This window comes from Microbacterium sp. SCPM-O-B-15248 (M128), assembly GCF_058214835.1.
In genome coordinates, this window is record NZ_JBYQLI010000002.1 from 1 (window position 1) to 11,236 (window position 11,236).

The window sequence follows — 11,236 nt, forward strand, 5'->3', positions numbered from 1 at the left end:
GTGCACGTCGTCGTCAGAGGGCGTCGATTGCTCCTCCTCACGGGGTGGCGATCGACGCCCTCTGTCATTGTTCCGGGCCCGATACGTAGCGGATAAGGTCGCATCGTGAGCTTCTCAGGACACCTTCCGGGGAGCCGGGAGTATCGGCGTCTGCTGGTGGGGCTGTTCTTCGGTGGTGTCGCCACCTTCGCTCAGCTCTACGCGACACAGGCGCTTCTGCCGCAGATCGCCGTAGACCTGGCGATTCTGCCGGCGACGGCGGCGTTGAGCGTCTCGGCATCGACCCTCGGGCTGGCTGCGGCGGTGATTCCGTGGTCACTCGTCGCGGATCGCATCGGGCGCGTGCCCGCCATGGCGATCGGCATCCTGGGGGCGACCGTTCTCGGCGCCGCGGCGCCGTTCGCTCACGATGTTTCCTCTCTGCTGGTGCTCCGGCTCCTCGAGGGTGTTGCACTCGGTGCCGTTCCCGCCGTGGCTCTGGCCTACCTCAGCGAAGAGGTGGACGTCCGACATGTGGCGGCGGCCGCCGGTTCGTACATCGCCGGAACCACCGTCGGTGGTTTGAGCGGCCGGCTGGTCTCCGGGCCGCTCGGAGAGCTGGCGGGGTGGCGATGGGGCGTGGCATCCGTCATCGTCCTGTGCGTGGTGGCGTCCGCGATCTTCTTGTCGCTCGTGCCACGGGCCCGGGGTTTCGTGCCGCGCCGTGGTCGCGCGATCTCGGGCCCCTCGGTCCTCGAGCGGTTGGCGGTGAATCTCCGCTCTCGCACCCAGTTGGCGCTGTACGCGCAAGGTTTCCTCCTCATGGGCGCGTTCGTCGCGGTCTACAACTATCTCGGCTTCCACCTCACGGGCCCGCCGTTTGCGCTGGCGCCGGGCGTGGTGACGTTGTTGTTCCTGGCGTACCTGGCCGGCACGATCTCGTCACCGCGCGCGGGTGCACTCGCGGTGCGCCGGGGGCGCTTTCCGGTGCTCCTGGCGTCGATCGGCGTGACGGCGGCGGGTGCGGCGCTCATGGCGGTCCCCCTGGTCGGGGTGGTGATGGTGGGCCTGGTGATCTTCACCGCCGGGTTCTTCGCCGCGCACGCAGTGGCATCCGGGTGGACTCCCGTGGCTGCCGAGCCGCACGCGCGTGCGCAGGCGTCGTCGCTGTACTACCTCGGCTACTACGGCGGTTCCAGCCTGTTCGGCTGGCTGCTCGGTGTGGTGTTCGCGTCCGGTGGCTGGGAGTGGTTCCTCATCGTCGTGATCGCCATGTGCGCGCTGTCCGCAGGTTTCGCGTACGGCGCGTTGCGGCCGCGGCGCTCCGCGTGAGGCGAACTCCCGGCGCGTCCGGGTCAATCCCTGACGGCGTGTCGTCGATGCCGACTAGCGTCGGTAGGACGACGTGAGGAGGTCGGGAGTGGACGACGCCGACGAGAGCAAGGCGACGCGGATGCCGGAAGACGGCACCGCGGGCGAGACCATCGATGACGCCGCCGAGGCGGTGGTCGAGATCAGCTACGACGAGCAGCGGTATCCCGCTCGTCCTCGCCGGCTGCGTCCGCGTGACCAGTTCCGCGGGGGGACGCTGCGTCGGTTCCTCACCGATCCGCGAAACGCGAACGGCGGCAACCCGTCGTACGTGGAGTGGTTGGTGCGGCAGTCGATGTTGAAGGACGCGGACGTCTTGAGTCGGCAGCTCTCCGGGCAGCCGTCCATGTGGCGCAACCCGTACGCGCGGCCCGACGCCCGACGGGCGATCGACTCGACGGACGTCTGGTTCACCGCCTACCCCATTTCGCTCATGGCGCGCCCCGGGGAGTCGTTCCTCGACGCCCTCGGCGATGAGTCCCTGTGGGAGGCCTTCGAATGGGTCGGGATCAACGGCATCCATACCGGCCCGGTCAAGCGTGCGGGCGGGATCAGCGGATGGCAGGAGACGCCCAGCGTCGACGGGCACTTCGACCGCATCAGCACCCAGATCGACCCCGAGTTCGGTGACGAGAACGCCTTCCGGCGCATGGCGGACGTGGCCGACGCGCACGGCGGCAGCGTCATCGACGACATCGTGCCGGGCCACACCGGCAAGGGCGCCGACTTCCGCCTGGCGGAGATGGCGTACAAGGACTACCCCGGGATCTACCACATGGTGGAGATCCCCCGCGAGGACTGGGGCCTGCTGCCCGAGGTCCCGTCCGGTCGTGACTCGGTCAACCTCGATTCCGAGACGGAGCGCGAGCTCAGCGCGCGCGGGTACATCATCGGCGAGCTGCAGCGCGTCATCTTCTACACCCCCGGTGTGAAAGAGACGAACTGGAGCGCCACCGCACCCGTCGTCGGCACCGATGGTCTCGAGCGGCGTTGGGTGTACCTGCACTACTTCAAGGAGGGGCAGCCCTCGATCAACTGGCTCGACCCGACCTTCGCCGGCATGCGGCTGGTCATCGGTGACGCGCTGCACTCGCTCGGCGATCTGGGGACGAGTGCTCTCCGACTGGATGCCAACGGCTTCCTCGGCGTGGAGAAGAGCGCTGAGGGCCTGCCGGCGTGGTCGGAAGGGCACCCCCTCTCGCACGCGGCGAACCACATCATCGCGGGCATGGTGCGCAAGGTGGGCGGCTTCACGTTCCAGGAGCTCAACCTCACGATCGAGGACATCCGCGACACCAGCGCCGTCGGCGCCGACCTCTCGTACGACTTCGTGACGCGGCCCGGCTACCACCACGCCCTGGCGACCGCGAACACGGAGTTCCTCCGCCTCGCGTTGACGACGGCGCTGGAGACGGGCGTCGAGCCCGTGCAGCTCGTGCACGGGATGCAGAACCACGACGAGCTGACGTACGAGCTCGTGCACTGGGCCACCACGCACAGGGAGACGGTCTACCCGTTCCGTCACGGCGAGTACACCGGTGCCGAGATCGCGGAGACCGTGCGGGCCGAGCTCACTCAGGCCCTGACCGTCGACGCGGATTACAACCTCGTCTTCACGCAGAACGGCATCGCCTGCACCTCGGCATCGCTCATCGCGGCGAGCCAGGGCAAGGCGACGCTGTCCGACATCACCGACGCGGATGTGCCCGCGATCCGTGACGCGCATCTCCTGCTGGCGAAGTACAACTCGTGGCAGCCGGGCGTGTTCGCGCTCTCGGGGTGGGACCTCACGGGGTCGCTCACCCTGCCCGCCGATGAGGTCCGCCACCTCATCTCGTCGGGCGACACCCGCTGGATCGAACGCGGTGCGCACGATCTCCTCGATGTCGCCCCGGACGCCGCGACCTCCGCATCGGGGATGCCGCGCGCGCGCTCCCTCTATGGTTCGCTCGGTCGCCAGCGGGACGATCCCGAGTCGTTCCTCTCCGGGCTGCGCGAGATCCTGCGGATTCGCAGCGAGAACGATATCGCCGTCGCCTCGCAGGTCGACATCCCTCAGGTCGGTCACCCGAGCATGCTCGTGATGGTGCATCGGCTCGACGGAGGCGACCGTCGGCTCGACGACGCCCCGCTGCAGATCACGGTGCTCAACTTCTCGGGCGAGAGCATCGAGGGGACCGTGCGGTCGGAGTGGCTCGTGCCGCAGAGCACCGCGGTGGACGCGGCCACGGGCGATGTGCTCGGCCGGGTCGATGAGCTGCAGAGTTTCGCGCTGGAGCTCGGCCCGTACGCGGGACTGTTCCTGCGGATGCACGCACCCGAGCCGGCCGAGGACTGATCAGGGCGGTGGTGTCGGGGGTCGGTCGTAGCCTTCGGGTATGACCCCTCCCGATGCCTGCCTGGTCCCCGAGTGCGGCGACCACGCGGAGGTCGGCGCGCCCCTTCGTCTGTGCGTCGAGCACTCCGCCCTGGCGGGGGAGTGGTCGAGGCGCCGTGACGGTGTGACCGACGTGCTCCCGACGCCCTGCGCATTGTGCGGTTCTCGACTCGGCGTGCGCTGGCCGTCGGCGTGGCTGTGCGCGGTGTGCGAATGGCGCCTCGGCGAACCGATCGACGGCGAGCTGCCGCCGCCGCGGGTGGATGTGGTCTACTACCTGCGCTATCGCGATCGCGTGAAGATCGGAACGAGCGCACAGCCGCGCCAACGGCTCCGCGCGATCCGGCACGAGGAGTTGCTCGCGTTCGAGCGGGGCGACCGTTCCGTCGAACGGCGCCGACATGCGCGGTTCGGAGCCGACCGGCTCGGCGGTTCGGAGTGGTTCACGCTCAGCCCCGAGCTCGCCGCACACGTCGCCGACCTGCGGGCGGGTGTCGACGATCCGTGGCACCTGTACGCACGGTGGATGAGCGAGGCTCACGCCCGGCAGGCGTGAGGTGCCCCGCGGCGCACCCCTCCCGACGCGTGCGGAACGCGCCCGTGCGGCGTGCCGGACGGCGGAACCGTTCGCCGAACGACCGCGCCCGCTAGGGTCGAGGCCATGTCCGGCACGTTGCCGAGCGAGCAGCTCGGTCTGCACCGCAACCTGCTGGTGAGTCAGTTGCTGCTGGCTTCGGCGACGGTCCTGGCGATCGCGGTCACCGCGTGGGGCGGGCACGTCGACGATGTGACGCTGTTCGTCATCGGCGCCGCGATGATCTTCTGCAGCGCCGCCCTGATCGTCCTCACCCCGCGTGACCGCGTCTCGGTGTGGGTGGCCGTCTGCACGCCTGCCGTCGACGTCCTGGCGATCGGGATCCTGCGCGAGGCGGCGCCGGCCGCCGGTATCGGGCTCCTCTGGGCGTTCCCGGCGATCTGGATCGGGTCTGTGTGGGGAATCCCGGGGGTCGTGGCCGTTACGGTGAGCGTCGCGGCCATCATGACCCACCAGGCGTTCGACGCGCAGCAACTCGCCGTCTCGACACTGACGTTGCCCTTTGCCATCTCCGCGCTGGCGGCCATGGCGCACTTCGCCGCCCGGCGCACACGCGCGCAACGCTCACTTCTGGAGAAGCAAGCGGCGGAACTGCGCCGCTCGGTGGAGCGTGCGCGGCGGCAGGAGGATCTGGTCACGCAGGTGCTGGACGCGGTCGACTTCGGTGTGATCCGGATCACGCCCGGGGGCGAGCTGGTCGTCAGCAACGAGGCACACGCCCGGTTGCAGGCCCCCGACCCCTGGGGCTCATCACCTTCCCCCTCGGCTTTCGCCCGCGACGGCATCACGCCGATCCCCTCGGAGGCCACCCCGCTGGCACGCGCACGGGCGGGAGAGGTCTTCGAGGGCGAGCTGGTCTGGTACGGGATGCCGGGGGAGGACCGGCGAGCCCTGAACGTCACCGCGCGGAGGCTCCCCGGCCGCGATGACGACGAAGTGGGCAGCGTCGTCGTCTCGCGCGACGTGACTGCCGAGGAGCAGGCCCTGCGCGCGGGAGGATCTCGTGGCCAGCGTGTCGCACGAACTGCGCACCCCGCTCACCTCGATCATCGGCTACCTCGAACTCGCCCTGGACGACACCGCCCTCAACGCGGCGACGCGCGACCAGCTCGAGATCGCCGAACGCAACGCCACCCGGTTGCGCGAGCTGGTCGCGGACATCCTGGCGATGTCTGCCGCGTCGCGCCACGGCGTCGACTTCGCTCTTCGCCCTGGGCCGGCGGACGTCGGGGAGATCGTCGCCGCGGCGGTCACTTCGGCTGCTCAGCACGCCTCCGCCCACGGCATCCGGATCGATGCGTCCGGCGTGGGCCCGTGTCCGGGCGTGGTCGACGCGCATCGGATGCGCCAGGTCGTCGACAACCTCCTCTCGAACGCGGTGAAGTACAACACCCGCGGCGGCGCGGTGGTCGTCACGGTCGATCGGGCGGACGGGACGATCACGATCTCCGTCGCCGACGACGGACCGGGAATCTCGGCGACCGATCAGGGCCGCGTCTTCGACCGGTTCTTTCGCGCCGACGCCGTGCGGGGTTCCTCGGTGCACGGGAGCGGGCTCGGGCTGTCCATCAGCCGCGACATCGCCCGCGCCCACGGCGGCGACATCTCCGTGCGGTCCGAACCCGGGCAGGGCACGGTGTTCACCGTGCGTCTGCCACAGCGGAAGGGATGACGTCATGGTCCTCGATGTCCTGAGTCTGCAGATCGCGGCATCCCTGGTGATCCTGGTGTCGGCGATCATGTACCTGCTCGACACGCTCATGTTGAAGGACGGTCTCCCCGGACGCCTGTGGGCGACGGCGTTCCTGAGCGCGGTCTTCTCCGCGGTCTGCTACCTCGTGTGGATCTCGGCGCCCGACGCCTTCGTCGCCGTCGCCCTGGGGAACGGGGCGTTCGTCGCGGCGACCGCGTTGATCTGGGCGGGGTGCGTCGCGTTCAACAGTCGCTCCCTGCGGGGACCGGTCGTGACCGTCTCGGTGGTCGTCGTCGCGGTGGTCGTGTCCACGCTCGTGGAGGGTGCCTCGTCGGGGTATTGGGCCGGCGCAGTGCCGCTCTTCCTCGGGAACGGGGTCTTCGCGATCCTCGGGGCGATCGAGACGAGGCGGGGCGCCGTCCGTCGCCGATGGAGCGCGGCGGGGCTGACGGTCGTCCTCTGCGTGGAAGCGGTGTGGTTCGTCGTGCGGACGGCGGTGTTCCTGGTGCTGGGGCCGCAGGACCCGATCTTCGTCGGCTACTTCGGCACAAGCGTCTCGTCGCTGCTCACGATGACCCTCGTCGTCGCCGCCGTCGTGGTCACTTCGGTCTTGCGGACGAGCGAGTCGACGCTGCGAGGCTCGCCGCAGACGCGGCACCTGGTCGTCGACGACCAGGGAATCCTGCTGCGCGATTCGTTCGGCGCGATGCTGACGATCCTCGTCGCACGAGCGGAGAGATCCGGCGAGGATCTCTGTGTCATCGGGATCCGGGTCGACGACCTCAAGCGCGTCGCGACGGCCTTCGGCCCCGAGGAGGCCGAGGACATCGCGCGGGTCTTCCGAGCTTCGGTGCGGCGCCACGCTCCGACCATGGCGCTCGTGGGGGTGACGGATGCCACGGGGCTGTCCGTCGCCCTCGCCACGAACGCCACGACCGATGTGCGCCGTGTCGCTCGGGGGCTCCATGACCGCGTCGTCGCCGATCTGACGGCGCTCGCGACATCGGTGGTGCCGGTGGTCGGCGTCGGCGTTGTCCTCGCCTCTGTCGAGGGGGCGGCCGGACCTCACCTCGTGGACCGGGCGGACGCGGAGGCGAGCCGGGCGGCAGCCGCGGGAGAACAGCCCGGCGGCGTCATCGGCGCCTGAGCCGGGCGGGAGGACTCCGGGTGTCAGGACCCGCCGTCGGCGACCAATGCCTGGATGCGCGCCCGCAGCTCACGGGGGCGGAAGGGTTTCGTGAGGTAGTCGTCGGCCCCGGCCGCGCGTGCCAGTCGTTCCTCGGCGGGGTCGACGCGGGCGCTGACCATCAGGATGCGCGTGCTGCTGAACTCGCGGATGCGGCGGGCCGTCTCGAAGCCGTCCAGCCCCGGCATGCTCACGTCGAGTGTCGTGACCGCCGGGTCGGTGCGCCGAACCACTTCGATCCCGTCGGCCCCGTCGACGGCGGTGTGCACGACGAAGCCCGAGGGTTCCAGGACGGCAACGATCAGGGAGCGGATGTCGGCATCGTCTTCGACGACGACCACGACGTTCGGATTCGGCATGGGGGACTCTCGCGAACCGGACGGAGGAACGGATGCGCCCCCGGAAGATGTTAAACCACGCGGAGGGGCGGTGCGAGCCTGCGGCCGGGGCCGTGTGGCATCCTCGTCGTGTGCCCCTTCTCGCGCTCACCGGTGGAATCGCGTCCGGAAAATCGACGATCGCGCGAATGCTCGCCGAAGGCGGTGCGGTGGTCGTGGACGCCGATGCGATCGTGAGGGACGTGCAAGCGCCCGGGTCCGCGGTGCTCGCGGAGATCGCGTCGGAGTTCGGCGCCGACGTCGTGCGGGCCGACGGTTCCCTGGACCGCCCCGCCCTGGCCGCCCGCGTGTTCGGGCACCCCGAACGCCTCGCCGCGCTGAACGCGATCGTGCACCCGGCGGTGCGCGAGGAGTCGCAGCGGCGTTTCCGTGCCGCGCACGCCGACGACGCCGATGCGGTCGTCGTGTACGACGTGCCCCTTCTCGCCGAGGCGCGGGGGAGTGGCGAATGGGACCTCGTCGTCGTCGCGCACGCCCCGTCCGAGCAGCGCGTGCAGCGTCTGATCTCGCAGCGGGGCTTCTCGGAAGCCGACGCCCGGGCCCGCATCGCCTCGCAGGCCGGTGACGACGAACGACTCGCGCTCGCGGACGTGGTCATCGACACCACCGGCGACCTGGATGCCACTCGGCGGCAGGTGGACGAGCTCTGGGAGCGGCTGAAGCGGCGGTAGCCGCCGCGCGAGGAGACGACCGCGCTCGCGCACGGCGAACGTCCTGCGGCCCCGATGTCGGAGGCCCCGCCTACGCTGGGATTCATGCAGGCCACGCGTTCCGTCCGTCCCTTCGAGGTTGTCAGCGAGTACACCCCTTCCGGCGACCAGCCGCAGGCCATCGCCGACCTGGCCGCGCGTATCAACGCCGGCGAGACCGACGTCGTCCTGCTGGGAGCCACGGGAACGGGAAAGTCCGCGACGACCGCGTGGCTCGTCGAGGCCGTCCAGCGCCCGACGCTGGTGCTCGCGCACAACAAGACGCTCGCCGCACAGCTGGCCAACGAGTTCCGTGAACTGATGCCGAACAACGCCGTCGAGTACTTCGTGTCGTACTACGACTACTACCAGCCCGAGGCGTACGTCCCCCAGACCGATACCTTCATCGAGAAGGACTCCTCGATCAACGCGGAGGTCGAGCGGCTCCGGCACTCGACGACCAACTCGCTCCTGTCGCGCCGCGACGTGGTCGTGGTCTCGACCGTCTCGTGCATCTACGGTCTCGGCGCGCCCGAGGAGTATCTGCGCGCCATGGTCGCGCTGCAGGTGGGGGAGCGGTACGACCGCGACGCGCTCATCCGCAAGTTCATCTCGATGCAGTACAACCGCAACGACGTCGATTTCTCGCGGGGCAACTTCCGCGTGCGCGGCGACACGATCGAGATCATCCCGGTCTACGAGGAATACGCGATCCGCATCGAGATGTTCGGCGACGAGATCGAGGCGCTGTACATGCTGCACCCGTTGACGGGGGACGTCGTCCAGAAGATGGAGTCGGTGCCGATCTTCCCGGCGTCGCACTACGTCGCGGGCACCGACATCGTGCAGCGCGCGATCGGCACGATCGAGCACGAACTCGCCGAGCGGCTGAAGGAGTTCGAGTCGCAGAACAAGCTGCTCGAGGCGCAGCGTCTGCGCATGCGCACGACGTTCGACCTCGAGATGCTGCAGCAGCTCGGGTTCTGCTCCGGCATCGAGAACTACTCGCGCCACCTCGACGGGCGCTCGGCAGGCGATCCTCCCCACACGCTGCTGGACTTCTTCCCCGACGACTTCCTGCTCGTGATCGACGAGTCGCATGTCACAGTGCCGCAGATCGGTGCGATGTACGAGGGCGATGCCTCGCGCAAGCGCACGCTCGTCGAGCACGGATTCCGGTTGCCCAGTGCGATGGACAACCGTCCGCTGCGGTGGGACGAGTTCAAGAACCGCATCGGACAGACCGTCTACCTCTCGGCTACTCCCGGCCGCTACGAGATGGGGATCGCGGACGGGATCGTCGAGCAGATCATCCGCCCGACGGGACTGGTCGACCCCCAGATCGTGGTGAAGCCCTCGAAGGGCCAGATCGACGATCTCCTCGAGCAGATCCGCGTGCGCGTCGACCGCGATGAGCGCGTGCTGGTGACCACGCTCACCAAGAAGATGGCCGAAGAGCTCACCGACTTCCTCGGCGAGCACGGTGTCCGCGTGCGCTACCTGCACTCCGACGTCGACACTCTCCGCCGTGTCGAGCTGCTCACCGAGCTGCGCGCCGGCGTCTACGACGTCCTCGTCGGCATCAACCTGCTCCGCGAGGGGCTCGACCTCCCCGAGGTGTCGCTCGTGGCGATCCTGGATGCCGACAAAGAGGGGTTCCTCCGCAGCGGCACCTCTCTCATCCAGACGATCGGCCGCGCCGCTCGAAACGTGTCGGGCGAGGTCCACATGTACGCCGACAGGATGACCGACTCCATGCAGAACGCGATCGACGAGACCGAGCGTCGTCGCGAGAAGCAGATCGCGTACAACACGGAGCACGGCATCGATCCGCAGCCGTTGCGCAAGAAGATCGCCGACATCACCGAGGTTCTCGCGCGCGAGGCGTCCGACACCCGGAGCCTGCTGTCGCGTAACGACAAGGCCGGCAAGGGCAAGTCACCGACTCCGCAGCTGCGTCGTACCGGGATCGCCGCCGAAGGCGCGGATCAGCTGGAATCCACGATCGCCGACCTCACGCAACAGATGCTCGCCGCGGCGAGCGAGCTGAAGTTCGAGCTCGCCGGACGGCTGCGCGACGAGGTGCAGGACCTCAAGAAGGAACTCCGCGCGATGGAGCGCGCCGGGCACGCCTGAGCCGGCGCGGTCGGGGCTCGCTCACCCCCGTGGGCTCACGGGCAGTGCAGGAGCGGCTTGGGGCCCGTGCGGTCGACGCTGTGCTCCGACATCGGATGACCGCACAGCGGGCAGGGTCGTCCCGTGCGGACCGGCTCGGGGGTCGTCTCGTACGGGCCGACCGAGGCCGGCCCGGCCACGCGGATCAACCGTGTATTGAGGTACTGGTACCACCCGCCGGCAGCCCGCACACGCTCGCGCAGCGGGGGTCGGTCGGCATCCTTTTGTGCCATGATCATTAGTGTACTAACTAATTGAGGAGGGTGCGTGGACGATCCGCTCCGGCTCGAGAACCAGGTGTGCTTCGCCCTCGTCACGGCGGCACGCAACGTGGTGGCGATCTACCGACCCGTGCTTGAGCCGCTCGGGCTGACGCATCCGCAGTACCTCGTGATGCTGGCGCTGTGGGAGGAGGCTCCGCGCTCGCTGGGCGTGCTCGCGGGGGAGCTGGCCATGGAGCCGGCGACGCTCTCGCCACTCGTGAAGAGGCTCGAGGCTCAGGGGAGGGTGGTGCGCACGCGGCGCGTCGACGACGAGCGCGTCCTGGACATCGACCTGACCGACGAGGGCCGCGCTCTGCGCGAGCGGGCGCTCGTCGTGCCCGCGCAGATCATGCAGCGGGTGGGGATCGACACGGCGGCGCTCATCGCACTGCGCGACGGCCTCGCGCCCTTCGCGAGCCGGTTCGACGCGACGGACTGAGGGCCCCGCGCGGTCCGCGCCCGCGCCTCCTCCCCTCGCACAGATGTGCGCCGGGGGCGAACCCGGGGCCG

11 protein-coding genes are annotated in these 11,236 nt (G+C 69.5%); 8 read left to right on the top strand and 3 right to left on the bottom strand.

The window, feature by feature from the left end:
• Window positions 1-105: 105 nt before the first annotated feature.
• From AC3E6M_RS02650 to AC3E6M_RS02660, 3 genes are all read left to right on the top strand, one after another.
• Window positions 106-1,311, top strand: coding sequence for an MFS transporter (locus tag AC3E6M_RS02650; protein WP_490528967.1), 1,206 nt, complete (start codon window positions 106-108; stop codon window positions 1,309-1,311).
• Between the two features lie 121 nt (window positions 1,312-1,432).
• Entirely contained in the window at window positions 1,433-3,688 is a 2,256-nt protein-coding gene (gene treS / locus AC3E6M_RS02655) for a maltose alpha-D-glucosyltransferase (RefSeq protein ID WP_490529256.1), read from the top strand.
• Window positions 3,689-3,728: 40 nt separating this feature from the next.
• Entirely contained in the window at window positions 3,729-4,283 is a 555-nt protein-coding gene (locus AC3E6M_RS02660; protein WP_138172473.1) for a GIY-YIG nuclease family protein, read from the top strand.
• A gap of 161 nt (window positions 4,284-4,444) precedes the next feature.
• Here the strand turns inward: AC3E6M_RS02660 and AC3E6M_RS02665 are convergent, their stop codons facing one another.
• A complete protein-coding gene (locus tag AC3E6M_RS02665; RefSeq protein ID WP_490528968.1) occupies window positions 4,445-4,849 on the bottom strand; it encodes a hypothetical protein in 405 nt (134 codons plus the stop codon).
• 440 nt (window positions 4,850-5,289) lie between these two features.
• Between AC3E6M_RS02665 and AC3E6M_RS02670 the strand changes: the two genes are divergently transcribed.
• Together AC3E6M_RS02670 and AC3E6M_RS02675 are read left to right on the top strand one after the other, a co-directional pair.
• Window positions 5,290-5,994 (top strand): sensor histidine kinase, encoded by a 705-nt coding sequence (locus AC3E6M_RS02670; RefSeq protein WP_490529257.1) that lies wholly within the window; start codon window positions 5,290-5,292, stop codon window positions 5,992-5,994.
• Between the two features lie 4 nt (window positions 5,995-5,998).
• Window positions 5,999-7,162 carry a hypothetical protein gene (locus AC3E6M_RS02675; RefSeq protein ID WP_138172471.1) on the top strand — a complete coding sequence of 388 codons (1,164 nt, stop codon included), beginning with the start codon at window positions 5,999-6,001 and terminating at the stop codon, window positions 7,160-7,162.
• A 23-nt stretch (window positions 7,163-7,185) separates the two neighbouring features.
• Here AC3E6M_RS02675 and AC3E6M_RS02680 read toward each other — a convergent pair whose 3' ends face one another.
• Entirely contained in the window at window positions 7,186-7,560 is a 375-nt protein-coding gene (locus AC3E6M_RS02680) for a response regulator transcription factor (RefSeq protein WP_230005603.1), read from the bottom strand.
• A gap of 110 nt (window positions 7,561-7,670) precedes the next feature.
• Between AC3E6M_RS02680 and coaE the strand changes: the two genes are divergently transcribed.
• Window positions 7,671-8,270, top strand: a complete 600-nt coding sequence (gene coaE / locus AC3E6M_RS02685) for a dephospho-CoA kinase (RefSeq protein ID WP_138172469.1) — start codon at window positions 7,671-7,673, stop codon at window positions 8,268-8,270.
• Window positions 8,271-8,354: 84 nt separating this feature from the next.
• Entirely contained in the window at window positions 8,355-10,424 is a 2,070-nt protein-coding gene (uvrB, locus tag AC3E6M_RS02690; protein WP_490528969.1) for an excinuclease ABC subunit UvrB, read from the top strand.
• A 35-nt stretch (window positions 10,425-10,459) separates the two neighbouring features.
• Here the strand turns inward: uvrB and AC3E6M_RS02695 are convergent, their stop codons facing one another.
• Window positions 10,460-10,696, bottom strand: a complete 237-nt coding sequence (locus AC3E6M_RS02695; RefSeq protein ID WP_394529544.1) for a hypothetical protein — start codon at window positions 10,694-10,696, stop codon at window positions 10,460-10,462.
• A gap of 34 nt (window positions 10,697-10,730) precedes the next feature.
• On the opposite strand from AC3E6M_RS02695, the gene AC3E6M_RS02700 reads away from it, so the two are divergent.
• Window positions 10,731-11,165: a MarR family winged helix-turn-helix transcriptional regulator gene (locus AC3E6M_RS02700; RefSeq protein WP_292902989.1), complete on the top strand. Its 435-nt coding sequence runs from the start codon at window positions 10,731-10,733 to the stop codon at window positions 11,163-11,165.
• The last annotated feature ends 71 nt before the right edge of the window (window positions 11,166-11,236 follow it).